This is a genomic window from Hymenobacter aerilatus, from assembly GCF_022921095.1.
Classification (GTDB): Bacteria; Bacteroidota; Bacteroidia; order Cytophagales; family Hymenobacteraceae; genus Hymenobacter; species Hymenobacter aerilatus.
Window position 1 is genome coordinate 4,620,189 of record NZ_CP095053.1, and the last position, 13,662, is coordinate 4,633,850.

The following is a 13,662-nucleotide window of genomic DNA, read 5'->3' on the forward strand; positions in this document are numbered from 1 at the left end:
CCATGCCTGCGCTACTCCTCTATCTGCTGCAAGTGAATGGGGCCCTGCTGCTGTTCTACGCCGGTTATTGGCTGGTACTGCGCCGCCTCACGTTCTACACGCTCAACCGCTGGTACCTGTTGTTTGCGGTAGGGTTTTCAGTTGCCTACCCATTGGTAGACGTTAGCGCGTGGCTGGCCCGGCCGGTGGCTGCCACCACGCTGGCACTAGGCGAAACATGGACCTATCTGCCCACCGCCACCACGCCTACCTTCTCCTACTGGACGGCGCTGGAAGGGGTATACTGGGTAGGGGTAGGGATATTGCTGGTGCGCCTGCTGGCGCAGCTAGCAGCCTTGTACCGCATCCGGCGCGCCTCGCACCCAGCACAATGGCACGGGCAGCAGTACCGCAGGGTAGGGGCCGCCGTGAATCCGTTTTCGTTTGGGCGTACCATTTATCTTAACCCCGCCCAGCACGCCCCCGCCGAGCTGCCGGCCATCTTGCGCCACGAGCAAGTGCACGTGCGACAGTGGCACACTGCGGATGTACTGCTGGCCCAACTCACGCAGGCTCTATGCTGGTTCAACCCCGGCGCGTGGCTGCTGCGCCGGGCGGTGCAGGAAAATCTGGAGTTCATTACCGACCGTGCTGTGTTGCGCGCCGGCTTGCTCGATGCCAAAGCCTACCAGTACAGCCTACTCAAGCTTAGTACGCTGGCGCCCAGTGCTGCTCTGGCCAATCATTTCACGTTTCTCACCCTTAAAAACCGCATAGCCATGATGAACAAAAAGCGTTCTGCTACTGCCTATCTGGGATTGTATGCGTTGCTGGTGCCAGGGTTGGCGCTTGTGGCCTTGGCCTGTGCCCCACAAGGCGAGCCTACGGGTGATGAGATGGAAGCAGAAACAACTTCATCGGCGAGGTTCGACGCCGTGAGTGATAGTACACTATTTTTCTTAGACGGTAAGCCGAGTGATAAAGCTGCTGTTAAAGCCACTCCTAATATAGAGATAGTGCAAGTACATGGAGCAGGAGGGCGATTTATGGGAGAGTTTGGACCAGGTATTAAACGCATTATTTTAGTGATTACAAAAGCAGGTGAAAATTCACCGGCAACGAAAGCCTTTCGGCAGAAATATGGTTTTCAAACGCGTGCTGAGTTCGAGAAGGAACAAGCAGAAAGACCTGCTAAAGAGGCTCGTGAAAGAGAGGAGATACGTCAGCGGGATGAAAAACTTAAGCAACAACCTAAACCACTTTATATACTGGATGGCGAACCAGTGGAGGAGGAAGAGATAAGTCAATTACGTTCTATTACAATCGAAAGCGTGAACGTACTAAAGGATAAACAAGCCACTGAAAAGTACGGCGAGAGAGGTCGTAACGGAGTAATTCTTGTCGAAACCAAAAAACACCAGCAATTCACTAATTAGTCCTCACCATGAAAACTACCAAAACTATCACCACTGGAGTTCTAACACTGCTGCTAGCCGCGGCTGGCTTGAACAGCCAGCAGGCGCAAGCCCAGTCTCTTAAAATAAGTTCAACTCAGAAAGGTACACCCGCCTACTATGTGGATGGGGTACTCACCCCGAATGAAGCACTGAATGACACGAAGCCGGATAATATTGAGACCGTCAACGTGTTGAAGGATAAAGAGGCGGTAGCATCGTTCGGGCCAGAGGCTGCCAACGGCGCTATCATCGTCACGACCAAGAAAAACAAGGATTCTGAGGCGGTGAAGGCGTTCAACCGCAAGCACAACATCATCTACACGCCCGCCAGCCCGGAGGTGCAGAAAATAACCGACGCGGTAGTAAACGGTACCGGGCTATCGGCTGGCGACTTAGGTGGCCGGCTGCTACTAGTGAATGACAAAGAAGCCACGCCAGAACAATCGAAGATAGCGCATGGCCAGCTGAAAGGGGTATTTGTAATGGATGCGGAGAAGGCCACCAAGCGCTACGGCGCCAAGGGTAAAAACGGCGCGGTGGTTATCATGACCAAGTAGCGTTCCAACTACACTAGAACGCACAAAGGCGCGGGGCAAACAGCCTCGCGCCTTTGTGTTGATGGGCAAAGCCATTCTGTATTACTTCACTTTCACTTCGCCATCGTCGGCGTCTTTTTTCACTTTGTTGCCGGCAGCGTCTTTGATCTTGATGTCGCCGTCTTCTTGTTTCTTGATTTTGCTGCCGTCGGCTCCCTTCACGGTGGTACCGGCGGGCATGTCCTCAGCACGTTCCATGGCCGTTTTGTCCTGCGAGCAGGAAGCCAGTGAGAGGGTAGCGCCGGCTAAGAATAGGAAAAGCGTTTTCATGTGGGTAGAAAAATCGGGGAGAGTGAGTAGGGATGAAGGCTGGTGCAATGCATGGCCTACCCTGGCTGTACGCTGCTGCGGGCGGAGAGTTATGGAGTAGGCTCGGCTGTAAGGTAGGGGATACAGGGGCTTCGACCGGTTTGGTAATTCCGCGGTGGCGTCAGACCTTCGTTGTACTGACGCGTATGATGGCTCCTCTTAGTTTGTATTACGAAAACGTGGCGGGCCGCTTGCTGGCCGATCCGGCAGGCTTCCTGCGGGTGGTGTGGAGCAGTCAGCCGCGTAGTCCCGAGGACGTGCCGGCGCTTTTCGCGCACATGACCCAGGCCCTGCAACACTACGGCTGGAGCCGAATCCTGATCAATCAGGTAGCCATGCGTCGCTTCTCGCCGCAGGAGCAGGAGTGGGTAGCCAATGAGTGGCTGCCGCATGCCGTGCAGAAAGGCGGCTACCGCTACGGCGCCGTACTAGTGTCGCCGGATGTGATGACGCGCTTGGCTACGGCCTTCATCACCACCAAAATACAGGGTCTACCGCTAGTGTATCATTCCTTTGATGAGGAAACCACGGCGGTGGACTGGCTGCTGCGGCAGGCATGATAAAGCGCTGTTGCTAGGGTAGGGGTGGTAGCCAGGCGCGCAGCTCGGCTACGGTGTAGGGCTCCAGCGCCAATAGGGCCTCGTAGGGGTTGCCGGGCAGCCGGAGCAGCGTGGCGAAGGCAGGTTCGGTTTTCAAGCCTTGCTGTTTGAGCTGCTGTATGGCAAGCCGCCAAGGCTCCCCGCCGGCTTCTAATACCCGATGCTCTACCAGCATATGCCGCACGGCGTACTGTTGCCGGGAGGGACACGCCTGCCCAAATACTTCCACCGCAAACGCCTGGTACTGAAAATTGCACACAATGGCTGCCTGGTCCTGGCCTACGGTTTCGCGTAGCACAAAGCCGGGTAGAGAGGCGTAGTGCGTGTGCAGCAGCTCCCGAAATGCTCCTTGCCGCTCCGGCCACACCGCGCAGATAACGTCCAGGTCACTGACTGGTGTGGCAATGCCCAGCGGCAGTGTGCCAGCTAGCACTGGGTCAAAAGCCTGTAAGGTGGCCAAGATGCCCAGGGCGTGCAGGGTATGGTAGGCTTGCTGCTGGCGCGCATCGCCGGTTAGTAGCGTGGTAAGGTCGGTGCAATCGGGCATGTGCTATAGTGGAGCGGCTTCGGTTATCTTGCGCACAGTTTCACCCCAATCATTGTGCTATGCATCCTGAGCCACTTGCCGTTTTGCAGCAATATTTCGATTTAGTACAGGCGTTCAGCGTGGATGCGGCGGCCTACGCGGCCGTGCTGCACCCCGAGGTAGAACAGCTGGAATACTCCAATGCCGTCAACAAGCAGCCCGTGCGCCGCTCGTTTGAGGAGATACTAACCAACTTGCGGGCGGGACGGGAGCTACTGGTTGACCCTACTTTCGCCGTGCGCCACACCCACATAAGCCCTGCGGGTACGGTAGTGGTAGAGGGTAGGTGGGAGGCCACCATCCTCCACGATGCGGGGCCCGCAGTGCGCGGGCAGCGCGTTGCGTCGGAACTGTGCCTGGTCTTTGAATTCAAAGACGGCAAAATTTACCGGCAACGGCGCTACCCGTGCTACGAGCAGATGTAAAGGGCTATTTGCCCAAGTCGCGTATCCAGATATTGCGGAAACTCAGCGGCTCGCTTTTGTCGCCGTGCGACTGTAGCTTGATGGGCGAGGCACCATGTGCTTTACCCTCGTAGCTTGCCTTGCCAATGTACTGGGTAGGGCCGTCTAGCTCCACGTTGTCTTGCACCACTACGCCATTGAACAGCACCGTAACGCGAGCCGGCGTTTGTAGGGTACCATCGGCTTTGAAGGTAGGGGCAGTCCAGGCCACGTCGTAGGTTTGCCACTCGCCGGCTTTGCGGGCGGGGTTGGCTAGCGGAATCTTCTGCTTGTAGATGCTGCCCGCCATGCCGTTCACATAAGTTTTGTTGTCGTACGAGTCTAGGATTTGCAGCTCGTAGCCCGCATCGCCTTTGCCAATGGAAGCTAGAAACAACCCGCTGTTGCCGCGCCCCTGGCCCGTGCCGCTGATGTTGGCCGGTACCCGCCACTCTAGGTGCAGTTGGTAGTTGGTGAAGGTGCGCTTGGTTTCGATGTTGCCCTTGGTCTTGTCAACGGTCATAATGCCGCCGGCCACTTTCCAGTCGGCGGGCTTGGTGCGGTCGTCCACCTTCACCCACTCTTGCAGGTTTTTGCCATCAAACAGCATAATGGCATCGGAGGGGGCTGCCACCATAGCAGTAGCCGCGCCGGGCGTTACCTTTTTGGGCACCGGCTCATACACTTCCGTGTCTTCGGGCTTGGCGTTTTGCTGAGCATAGGTAGTAAGCGAAAGACCAAGAAGGGCCGTAGCAAGCAAAGGAAATTTCATGACAAAAAGGGTAGGGAATAAGGGGAAAGAAGTGAGATAAAGCATCGGCTAAGCCTGGATGCTTTGCTAGGTGCTCAACGATGAGCCGCCGCATATCGTGTCTCTACACGTCGCAGAGCTGCACCGCTTGGCGCAGCGAAGCCAGCTTATCGGCCTTCTGCGGCATAAACTCCTGCGCTACGTAGCCCTTAAAACCAGTCTTGAGAATGGCGCGCATGATGGCCGGGTAGTACAGCTCCTGCTGCTCGTCCAGCTCATGGCGGCCGGGCACGCCGGCCGTGTGGTAGTGCGCAATGTAGGGGTGAAACTCGTTGATCGTTCGAATCACGTCGCCCTCATTGATCTGCATATGATAGATGTCGTAGAGCAGCTTAAAGTGCTCGGAGCCCAGCCGTTTGGCTAGAGCAGCGCCCCAGGCCGTGTTGTCGCACTGGTAGTCTTTGTGGTCGATTTTGCTGTTGAGCAGCTCCATCACCAGCACCACTTTGTGCTTTTCGGCCAGCTTCACCAGTGGCTGCAGGCCTGTCACGCAGTTGGCCAGCCCAGCCTCGTCCGACAGCCCCCGGCGGCTCCCGCTAAAGCAGATCAGGTTGGTGTAGCCGGCGGCGGCCACCTTGGGTATCATCTCGCTGTACTGCTTTTGCAGCTGCGCGTGGAACTTCGGGTCGTTGAAGCCGTCGGTCAGGTTGATTTCGGCGCCGTTGCACATGGGCGAGTCCAGGCCGTGTTTCTTCAGGGTAGGCCAGTCAGCGGGTCCTACCAGGTCGATGCCCTGGATGCCCATGGCCTTTGCTTCTTTGCAAAGCTGATCAACCGATAAATCGTTGAAGCACCAGCGGCACACCGATTGGCGGATGTTGTTTTTGAGCGGCATGGAAGCGGAAGTATTTTTTTCGTCCGAGGCGCACGCGCTGGCTACTCCGGCGGTACTCACAGCGGCGGTACTGGCTAGCAGGCCCTTCAGGGCAGCGCGGCGGTTCCAGAGGGTAGGCATGGTGATGTGCTGATGATTGATGAGTTGATGCGCTGTTGGTAGTTATTTGGCCTGGGCCATCGATGGGGCCGAGCCTAACGCTACGTCGGGCTCGGCGGCGGCTGCCTGGCGCCGCTCCCTGAACAGGAGCAGGAACAGCAGCAATACTACGCCCGCAATACCGGCCGGAATCAGCCAGATCATGCGCCAGTCGTGCGAATCGGCCGAGAGCTGGTAGGAGTCAAAAATACGGCCCGAAAGCAAGGTGCCAATCAGCATCCCTACCCCATAGGTAGCCAAGGTGATAAAGCCCTGCGCCGAGCTTTTGAACTGCTCGCCCGCCAGGTTGTCGGTGTAGATCTGACCCGTCACGAAGAAGAAGTCGTAGCACACGCCGTGCAGCACAATGCCCGCAATCAGCATCCAATAGTTGGCGTCGGCGTTGCCATAGGCGAAGAACACGTAACGCAGTACCCACGCGCCCATGCCAATGGCCAGCATCTTTTTTACGCCCAGTTTGCTGAAAAACAGTGGAATAGCCAGCATAAACAGCAATTCTGATACCTGACCCAGGCTCTGCACGCCAGCCGCCGATTTCATCCCTACCTCATTCAAAAACGGATTGGTGAAACCATAATAGAAGGCCAGCGGAATGCAGATAGCAATGGAAGCCAGGAAGAAAATCAGATACGACTGATTTTTCAGCATGCCAATGGCATCCAGGCCCAGCAGGTCGCCCAAAGAGCTGCTTTGGCCTTTTTTCACGGGTGGGGTAGCAGGCAGCGTGAAGCTGAATACACCTAGAATAGCCGAGGCCACGGCGGCCATCGTGAAGGTGGCTTGCAGGCTGTTGGTCTGCTCCCAGTTCAGCCAGCCAATGGTGAGGCCCGCCACAATCCAGCCCAGCGTGCCCAGCACCCGGATAGGTGCAAATTCCTTCTGCGGATCCTGCATCTGCCGGAAGCTGATGGAGTTTACCAGCGCCAGCGTGGGCATGTACAAGATCATGTAGGTGAGGATGCTGGGGTAGAAGCTGCTGAAATCAGGTGCCAGCGACGCCCGCCACAACAGCACGGCCCCCGCCAGGTGCAGCACACCCAGAATCTTTTGGGCCGAGAAAAACCGGTCAGCAATGAGTCCGATGATGAAGGGCGCTACAATAGCCCCAATAGATTGAGTTAGAAACGCAACCCCTACCTCTACACCCGTGGCATTGAGGTTTTTGAGCAGGTAGGTGCCCAGCGTCACAAACCACGCGCCCCAGATGAAAAACTCCAGGAACATCATGATGGACAGCTTCACTCGAATAGTAGCAGTCATAGGGGGTAGGCAGTTTAGGTAGGGTAGTATTAGGAAAAGGAAAGCCCCCTGGTCTTCTCTACAGAAGAAGGCCAGGGGGCTATATCCGATTTATTTCAGGCTTAAAATGTAGCGCACCATGGCTTCGGAATCCTTCTCCGACAGGTTGGGGTGGGGCGTCATCGGGATTTCACCCCAGTTGCCCTTGCCGCCGTTGATTACTTTTTTAGCCAACATGCTCACGTTGGCGTCGGTGGCTTCGTATTTCTCGGCCACTGCTGCGTAGGCTGGGCCTACCAGCTTCATGTCCTGACGGTGGCAGCTAGTGCAGTCGGAGCCCTCAATGAGCTTAGCGCCGGCCGCTACGGCGCCACCCGTAGGCGTGGTGCCAATTTTATTAACATCAGTATCGATCTGAGGCTGATGCGATTGGGCTGTCACGTCAGCGCCCGTGGTGCTATCAGTGTCCAGGGCGGGCGTATCGTCGGCCAGCGTGTACTCGGGTTTGTCTTTTGCCGTGTCGGAGCCAGAATTGCAGGCTAGCAGTGTAGTGCCGCAGAGCAGCAGCAGAAACATGTTTTTCATATAGGTGAGGAAGTGGAGGTTACAGTCCTAAAATGGTTTTGTTGAGGCTTTGGTCGATGCCGGAGGCCGCAAAATCGTCAAAAGCTTTGTCTGTCACGCGAATGATGTGGTCCTGAATGAACGGAGCACCTTCGCGGGCGCCGTCTTCGGGGTGCTTCAGGGCGCATTCCCATTCCAGCACGGCCCAGCCCGAGAAGTCGTACTGCGTTAGCTTGCTGAAGATGGCGGTGAAATCCACCTGCCCATCGCCCAGAGAGCGGAACCGCCCGGCCCGGTCTACCCAGCCCTGGTAGCCACCGTACACGCCTTGCCGGCCCGAGGGGTTGAACTCAGCATCCTTTACGTGGAACATCTTGATGCGCTCGTGGTAGAGGTCGATGAACTCTAGGTAGTCGAGGCATTGCAGGATGAAGTGCGAAGGGTCGTAGAGCAAGCAGGCGCGGGGGTGATTGTCTACCTGTGCCAAAAACTGCTCGAAGCTGATGCCATCGTGGATGTCTTCGCCGGCGTGGGTTTCGTAGCATAGGTCTACCCCGTGCTCGTCGAACACATCCAGAATAGGACGCCAGCGGCGGCCCAGCTCCTCAAACCCGGTCTCTACCAGCCCGGCGGGCCGTTGGGGCCACGGGTACACGTAGGGCCACAATAGCGCGCCGCTGAAAGTGGCATGGGCCGTGAGGCCTAAGTTGCGCGACGCCTGCGCAGCATATTTCAACTGCTGCACGGCCCACTGCTGGCGGGCGGCGGGGTTGCCGCGCACTTCGGCCGGTGCAAAGCCGTCGAATAGCTGGTCGTAGGCCGGGTGCACGGCTACTAACTGGCCCTGCAAATGCGTGGATAGCTCCGTGATTTCCAAGCCAGCATCGGCCACCTTGCCGCGTAGCTCATCGGCGTAGGTCTGGCTTTCGGCGGCTAGCTTCAGGTCGATGAAGCGCGAGTCGAGGGTAGGCATCTGAATGCCTTTGTACCCCAGGTCGCTGGCCCACTTGCAGATGCTCTCCAGGCTGTTGAACGGCGCCTGCTCACTGATAAACTGCGCCAAAAAGATGGCGGGTCCTTTGATGGTTTTCATACTGCTTAGCTGATTGCTAATAGGTTTTAGCTGTTCGCTATTGGCTTTTTAGAACATCATTTGACTATTCCGCGCATCAGGCAGAGAGCAGAAACGACGTTCTATTGTGGTTATACGCATGACGTTTTTTACACCGTAAACGCCGTCCATTTTTGTTCCGACTTACCGGAGGCAATCACGCTCTCGATGAAGGCCATGCCCCGCACACCATCTTCCACGCCGGGGTAGTCGGCGGCTTCGGCTGGAGCAGCGGGACCACCCAGGTTGGCCAGGAGGGTAAGGGCAAAGTTGCGGTAGAGGTTGGCAAAGGCTTCGAGGTAGCCCTCGGGGTGGCCCGCTGGAATGCGGCTGTTGTGCAGGGCAGCGGCGCTGAGGTAGGGCGCACCCGTCCGGCGAATCTCGGTAGGCTTGTCCAGCCACTTCACCAGCAAGGTGTTATTGTCAGCTTGTTGCCAGTCGAGGCCGCCTTTCTCACCGTAGAGGCGCACGCGCAGGTTGTTTTCCTCGCCGGCTGCTACTTGGGTAGCCACCAGCACGCCACTGGCGCCATTAGACATTTTCAGTAGCACGGCCCCATCATCATCGAGCTGGCGTCCCGGCACTACCACATTGATGTCGGCGCACAATTTCGTGACTTGCAGCCCGCTCACGTACTCTAGCAGGTTGAAGGCGTGGGTGCCGATGTCGCCCATGGCGCCGGCCGCGCCGCTGCGGGCGGGGTCGGTGCGCCAAGCGGCTTGCTTGTTAGCGCCGCCCTCCTCATAGGTGCTCAGCCAGCCCTGCGGATACTCAATGTATACTTTCCGAATGGTGCCCAGCACGCCGTCGGCCACCAGTTGCTTGGCTTCCTTCAGCATGGGGTAGCCGGTGTAGGTGTGCGTGAGGCACAAGCGCCGGCCAGTGGTTTCTACCACCGTGCGCAACTCCTTGGCTTCAGCCAGCGAAAACGTGATGGGCTTGTCCAGTACCACGTCGAAGCCGTGTTCCAGGGCCATCTTGGCAGGCGCAAAGTGCACGTGATTGGGCGTTACGATGCTGACCACCTGGATGCGCTCAGCTTCGGGCCGCTGCGCTTCCTGCTCCAGCATCTCCTGGTAGGAACCGTATACGCGGTCGGGGGCGAGGTTCAGCTCCTGGCCGGTGGCGCGGGAGGTATCGGGGTTGCTGCTGAAGGCGCCGGCCACCAGCTCATAGAGCCCATCGAGGGAAGCGGCCATGCGGTGGACACCCCCAATGAAGGAGCCCTGCCCGCCGCCAATCATACCCAGTCGTAATTTCATGCGGTGTGGTGAATAGGTGAGGTTGTGAAGTGGCGAAGTTGTGAAATTATAAATGAAAAGAAGTGTCATCCTGAGCTTGCGAAGGACCTTTTCATGTGAGAACGAGTCGTGATGACGCTTGTCATTCTCACGTGAGAAGGTCCTTCGCAAGCTCAGGATGACACTTCTTCATGTACAACTGACAACTCGCAACTAACAACTCAATTATGTAGCCCAGGCGCGGTCGCCTTTTTTGTAGGGCATGTTGCCGTCGTATTTGCCGGGCACGGGCAGGTAGCGCAGAGCCTGGGTAGCGCCGGGCTCGGAGGTGAAGAAGCCCAGCAAGGTCAGCTCCTTCATCATGCGGAAGTAGTGGTTGGGCTGCTCCTGCGTCTTGGTTTGAGCATACTGCTTCTGCTCGGCGTCGAGGGCCGTGAGAAACTCCTTGCGCTGACCAGCATCGAGACCCATAAAGTCCTTCTGGTACTTCTGCTTGCTGGCGTCGTTGAGCTTGGTAATGCCTTCCACAAAGATTTTCTGATCTTCGGGCTTGTAGCAGTCGCGCACCATCACGGCCATAAAGCCGCCCACGTTGGCTGCTTTGGCGCCAGGCGTTTTGGTAGCGGGCAAAATGGTCTCGCCTACCTCATTCAGTAGCGTTACCTGGTTGGCATCCAGAACATCGTCCGGTTTTTGCCCAACTTCCTGCCCGGTCTTGTCAGTTTTTTTGGAATTGTCGGTAGAGCAACCGCTCAGGAAAAGGTCGCCGCCAATCACGGCGCCGCCCATTAGGAGGGCCACCCGGCCCAGTGCATCTCTTCTGTTCATTGCCGGATAGGAATTAGATGTTCTGCTTTTTCAGTTCGCTCACGGCGTGGTCTACGGCGCGGGCCGTGAGAGCCAGGTAGGTGAGTGAAGGGTTCACGCAGGCGCCCGAGGTCATGGCCGCACCGTCGGTTACGTACACGTTGGGCGCGTCCCACACCTGGTTGTGCTTGTTGAGCACCGAGGTTTTGGGGTCGAGGCCCATGCGGGCCGTGCCCATCTCGTGAATGCCACCGCCCAGGTTGTAGCCGTTGTTATAGGTGTTCACGTTTTTGAGGCCAGCTTTTTCCAGCATCTCCTTCGCGTCCTCCATCATATCCACGCGCATTTTCTGCTCGTTGTCGCGGATAGTGGCATCCATCACCAGCACGGGTAGGCCCCAGGCATCCTTCTCGGTTTTGGAGAGGTAGGTGCGGTTGTCGTGGTAGGGTAGGATTTCGCCGAAGCCAGTGATGCCCATGGTCCACTTGCCGGGCTCCGTCAAAGCGTCTTTGTAGTCGCCGCCAATGCTCATCTCGGCCACATCGCGGCTCCAACCCTCACGGCTAGCGCCGCCCTGGTAGCCGAAGCCGCGCAGGTAGTCACGCTTATCGCCGAACAGGTTGCGGTAGCGCGGCACGTAGATACCGTTGGCGCGGCGGCCAAACACATATTTGTCATCGTAACCTTCCATCTCGCCGTGGGCACCAGCCCGGAAGTGGTGGTCCATCAGGTTGTGACCCAGCTCGCCGCTGCTGCTGCCCAGGCCGTCGGGCCACACGTCGGTGGCCGAGTTCATCAACACCCAGGCCGTATTCAAAGCCGAGGCATTGACGAAGATAACCTTGGCAAAATACTCGTAGGTTTTGTTTGTTTCAGCATCCAGCACCTCCACACCCTTGGCCCGCTTGGTGTCCTTGTCGTAGAGGATTTTGGTAACGATAGAAAACGGCCGCAACGTAAGGTTGCCGGTCGCCATAGCCGCCGGCAGCGTAGCCGACTGCGTGCTGAAATAGGCCCCAAACGGGCAGCCCAACCAGCATTTGTTGCGGTACTGGCAGTTTACGCGGTTGTTGTGGGGCTTGGTGATGTTGGCCGTGCGGCCAATAATCATGTCGCGGTCCTTGAAGTGCTTCTTGATGCGGGCCGCCACGTCTTTTTCCACCACGTTCATTTCCATGGCCGGCATAAAGTCGCCGTCGGGCAGCTGGGAGAGGCCGTCGCGGTTACCGCTGATGCCGGCAAACTTTTCGGCGTGGCTGTACCAGGGGGCTAGGTCTTTGTAGCGAATGGGCCAGTCCACGGCAATGCCTTCTTTGGCGTTGGCTTCAAAGTCGAAGTCGCTGTGCCGGTAGCTCTGGCGGCCCCACATCAACGAGCGGCCCCCTACCTGGTAGCCCCGGAACCAGTCGAATGGCTTGGCCTCTACGTAGGGGCTTTTCTGCTCGTTGGTCCAGAAGTCGAGGTTGGTTTCGTTCAGGGTATAGTCCCGGCTCAGCACGGGGTAGTCCTTAATCATCTGCTGAGTTTTGCCGCCGCGGTGCGGAAATTCCCAGGGCGCTTTGTTGGCATTCACGTAGTCTTTGATGTGCTCTACGTTGCGGCCGCGCTCCAGCATAATGGTCTTCAGACCTTTCTCCGTCAACTCTTTGGCAGCCATGCCGCCCGATATGCCGGAACCGATTACAATTGCATCATAGGTATTCTGTGCCATACAAGAGGGGTGGGTAGTTTCAGGTTATTCGTTTTTGGTTTTGGCAGTCTGTAGCAGCGGTTTGTGTTTGTTTTTGGGGGGAGCCTACCTAGCACCCCACAGAGGTGCAGCACAAGGGCCAAAAACCAAAAACAACCAACCAAAAACCAGCCTTATACCAGCGTGCGCTTGATGTAGGAAACGCTCTGCTTGATGCTATCGAAGGGAGAGCCGGGCGTCTGATCCTGCTCCACGAAGAAGTACTGCATGCCGGCCAGCTTCTTCTGCGCGAAAATGCGCTTGAAGTCGATGCTGCCGTTGCCTACCTCCGTAAAGTTGCGCTGGGGCGTCTTGTCCATGTCCTTCACGTGCCACAGCGGGAAGCGGCCGGGATGCTGCTTGAACAGCTCTACCGGGTCTTTGCCTGCCTTGGTGGCCCAATACAGGTCCAGCTCCATCTTCACCAGGTTCTTATCGGTAGCCAGGAGTATATCGTAGGGCAGCTGACCGTTCTGCGTCTGGAACTCGAAGTCGTGGTTGTGGTAGCAGAGTTGGATGCCGGCTTTCTTGCACTGCTCACCAGCTTTGTTTAGATACTCGGCTACCTTCTTGTAATGGTCCCGCTCACTATCCATCAGGTAAGCACACACCATGTATTTCACGCCTACCTGGGCAGCGTCGTCTACAGCCTTGTCCCAGCCGTGCAGGATGGTGCCTTGGGTAGGCTGGCCGTTGTTCATGGCCTCGCCCAGAATGTAGTGGCTGCTGGGCATAATCAGCCCATTTTGCTTGAGCACTTTGGCAAAAGCGGCGGGCTCCATGCCGTAGAACTTCTGGCTGCCGGTGTAGGTGGCGCCTTCCACCGAGTTGTAGCCCAAGGCCGCCACTTTAGCCAGCGTGCCGGTGGGGTCTTGCTGCATTGCCTCGCGCACCGTATACAGTTGCAGACCGATGTAGGATTTGTCGGCGGCCAATACGGACGGGGAGGCGCAGGCCGCAGCCGATAGCAGGGCGGCAGATTTTAAAAAGGATCTTCTGGTGGTCATGCAAGAGAGTTGGTAGGGTACAAAAACAGCGCTGGTACGCCGGTGCAGGTCAGGGCAGAAAAGCAGGGTACATCCTGCGCAAAAAGGCCTTGCGTACTACAAGCGGGGAGCTATTCTTCCCCAATGTATTCTTCTTTTTAGCAGGAAGCCAAGCCTTTTGCTGGTCTATTTCATTCAATAAGTTGAAAGA

15 protein-coding genes are annotated in these 13,662 nt (G+C 57.1%); 4 read left to right on the forward strand and 11 right to left on the reverse strand.

The window, feature by feature from the left end:
• Positions 1-2: 2 nt before the first annotated feature.
• Both MUN82_RS19335 and MUN82_RS19340 read left to right on the forward strand, forming a co-directional pair.
• Positions 3-1,415, forward strand: coding sequence for a M56 family metallopeptidase (locus MUN82_RS19335; protein WP_245093050.1), 1,413 nt, complete (start codon positions 3-5; stop codon positions 1,413-1,415).
• A gap of 8 nt (positions 1,416-1,423) precedes the next feature.
• On the forward strand, positions 1,424-1,993 hold the full coding sequence (locus MUN82_RS19340) for a TonB-dependent receptor plug domain-containing protein (protein ID WP_245093051.1): 570 nt from the start codon (positions 1,424-1,426) through the stop codon (positions 1,991-1,993).
• An 81-nt stretch (positions 1,994-2,074) separates the two neighbouring features.
• Here the strand turns inward: MUN82_RS19340 and MUN82_RS19345 are convergent, their stop codons facing one another.
• Entirely contained in the window at positions 2,075-2,302 is a 228-nt protein-coding gene (locus MUN82_RS19345; RefSeq protein ID WP_245093052.1) for a hypothetical protein, read from the reverse strand.
• 185 nt (positions 2,303-2,487) lie between these two features.
• Here MUN82_RS19345 and MUN82_RS19350 point away from each other — a divergent pair, with 185 nt between their 5' ends.
• Positions 2,488-2,901, forward strand: a complete 414-nt coding sequence (locus MUN82_RS19350; RefSeq protein ID WP_245093053.1) for a SpoIIAA family protein — start codon at positions 2,488-2,490, stop codon at positions 2,899-2,901.
• A 13-nt stretch (positions 2,902-2,914) separates the two neighbouring features.
• On the opposite strand, the gene MUN82_RS19355 is transcribed toward MUN82_RS19350, so the two are convergent.
• The gene (locus MUN82_RS19355; RefSeq protein ID WP_245093054.1) at positions 2,915-3,487 is read right to left on the reverse strand and encodes a DUF4269 domain-containing protein; all 573 of its coding nucleotides are present in this window, start codon (positions 3,485-3,487) and stop codon (positions 2,915-2,917) included.
• A gap of 59 nt (positions 3,488-3,546) precedes the next feature.
• Between MUN82_RS19355 and MUN82_RS19360 the strand changes: the two genes are divergently transcribed.
• Positions 3,547-3,951, forward strand: coding sequence for a nuclear transport factor 2 family protein (locus tag MUN82_RS19360; protein ID WP_245093055.1), 405 nt, complete (start codon positions 3,547-3,549; stop codon positions 3,949-3,951).
• A 4-nt stretch (positions 3,952-3,955) separates the two neighbouring features.
• On the opposite strand, the gene MUN82_RS19365 is transcribed toward MUN82_RS19360, so the two are convergent.
• From MUN82_RS19365 to MUN82_RS19405, 9 genes are all read right to left on the reverse strand, one after another.
• Positions 3,956-4,741 (reverse strand): 3-keto-disaccharide hydrolase, encoded by a 786-nt coding sequence (locus tag MUN82_RS19365; protein ID WP_245093057.1) that lies wholly within the window; start codon positions 4,739-4,741, stop codon positions 3,956-3,958.
• Positions 4,742-4,844: 103 nt separating this feature from the next.
• Positions 4,845-5,735 carry a hydroxypyruvate isomerase family protein gene (locus MUN82_RS19370; RefSeq protein ID WP_245093059.1) on the reverse strand — a complete coding sequence of 297 codons (891 nt, stop codon included), beginning with the start codon at positions 5,733-5,735 and terminating at the stop codon, positions 4,845-4,847.
• A 42-nt stretch (positions 5,736-5,777) separates the two neighbouring features.
• The gene (locus MUN82_RS19375; protein ID WP_245093061.1) at positions 5,778-7,034 is read right to left on the reverse strand and encodes a nucleoside permease; all 1,257 of its coding nucleotides are present in this window, start codon (positions 7,032-7,034) and stop codon (positions 5,778-5,780) included.
• A gap of 90 nt (positions 7,035-7,124) precedes the next feature.
• Positions 7,125-7,598: a c-type cytochrome gene (locus tag MUN82_RS19380; RefSeq protein ID WP_245093063.1), complete on the reverse strand. Its 474-nt coding sequence runs from the start codon at positions 7,596-7,598 to the stop codon at positions 7,125-7,127.
• Positions 7,599-7,617: 19 nt separating this feature from the next.
• A complete protein-coding gene (locus MUN82_RS19385) occupies positions 7,618-8,670 on the reverse strand; it encodes a sugar phosphate isomerase/epimerase family protein (protein ID WP_245093065.1) in 1,053 nt (350 codons plus the stop codon).
• 128 nt (positions 8,671-8,798) lie between these two features.
• Complete coding sequence (locus tag MUN82_RS19390; RefSeq protein WP_245093067.1) at positions 8,799-9,950, reverse strand: Gfo/Idh/MocA family protein; 1,152 nt, start codon at positions 9,948-9,950, stop codon at positions 8,799-8,801.
• A gap of 204 nt (positions 9,951-10,154) precedes the next feature.
• Positions 10,155-10,757: a gluconate 2-dehydrogenase subunit 3 family protein gene (locus MUN82_RS19395; protein WP_245093069.1), complete on the reverse strand. Its 603-nt coding sequence runs from the start codon at positions 10,755-10,757 to the stop codon at positions 10,155-10,157.
• Between the two features lie 13 nt (positions 10,758-10,770).
• Positions 10,771-12,447: a GMC oxidoreductase gene (locus MUN82_RS19400; protein WP_245093071.1), complete on the reverse strand. Its 1,677-nt coding sequence runs from the start codon at positions 12,445-12,447 to the stop codon at positions 10,771-10,773.
• 152 nt (positions 12,448-12,599) lie between these two features.
• The gene (locus tag MUN82_RS19405) at positions 12,600-13,472 is read right to left on the reverse strand and encodes a sugar phosphate isomerase/epimerase family protein (RefSeq protein ID WP_245093073.1); all 873 of its coding nucleotides are present in this window, start codon (positions 13,470-13,472) and stop codon (positions 12,600-12,602) included.
• Positions 13,473-13,662: the final 190 nt, after the last annotated feature.

Bases quoted from the DNA above. Each gene is read 5' to 3' on its own strand.
- MUN82_RS19335 (WP_245093050.1), top strand. From the start codon at position 3: ATGCCTGCGCTACTCCTCTATCTGCTGCAAGTGAATGGGGCCCTGCTG.
- MUN82_RS19340 (WP_245093051.1), top strand. From the start codon at position 1,424: ATGAAAACTACCAAAACTATCACCACTGGAGTTCTAACACTGCTGCTA.
- MUN82_RS19345 (WP_245093052.1), bottom strand. From the start codon at position 2,302: ATGAAAACGCTTTTCCTATTCTTAGCCGGCGCTACCCTCTCACTGGCT.
- MUN82_RS19350 (WP_245093053.1), top strand. From the start codon at position 2,488: ATGATGGCTCCTCTTAGTTTGTATTACGAAAACGTGGCGGGCCGCTTG.
- MUN82_RS19355 (WP_245093054.1), bottom strand. From the start codon at position 3,487: ATGCCCGATTGCACCGACCTTACCACGCTACTAACCGGCGATGCGCGC.
- MUN82_RS19360 (WP_245093055.1), top strand. From the start codon at position 3,547: ATGCATCCTGAGCCACTTGCCGTTTTGCAGCAATATTTCGATTTAGTA.
- MUN82_RS19365 (WP_245093057.1), bottom strand. From the start codon at position 4,741: ATGAAATTTCCTTTGCTTGCTACGGCCCTTCTTGGTCTTTCGCTTACT.
- MUN82_RS19370 (WP_245093059.1), bottom strand. From the start codon at position 5,735: ATGCCTACCCTCTGGAACCGCCGCGCTGCCCTGAAGGGCCTGCTAGCC.
- MUN82_RS19375 (WP_245093061.1), bottom strand. From the start codon at position 7,034: ATGACTGCTACTATTCGAGTGAAGCTGTCCATCATGATGTTCCTGGAG.
- MUN82_RS19380 (WP_245093063.1), bottom strand. From the start codon at position 7,598: ATGAAAAACATGTTTCTGCTGCTGCTCTGCGGCACTACACTGCTAGCC.
- MUN82_RS19385 (WP_245093065.1), bottom strand. From the start codon at position 8,670: ATGAAAACCATCAAAGGACCCGCCATCTTTTTGGCGCAGTTTATCAGT.
- MUN82_RS19390 (WP_245093067.1), bottom strand. From the start codon at position 9,950: ATGAAATTACGACTGGGTATGATTGGCGGCGGGCAGGGCTCCTTCATT.
- MUN82_RS19395 (WP_245093069.1), bottom strand. From the start codon at position 10,757: ATGAACAGAAGAGATGCACTGGGCCGGGTGGCCCTCCTAATGGGCGGC.
- MUN82_RS19400 (WP_245093071.1), bottom strand. From the start codon at position 12,447: ATGGCACAGAATACCTATGATGCAATTGTAATCGGTTCCGGCATATCG.
- MUN82_RS19405 (WP_245093073.1), bottom strand. From the start codon at position 13,472: ATGACCACCAGAAGATCCTTTTTAAAATCTGCCGCCCTGCTATCGGCT.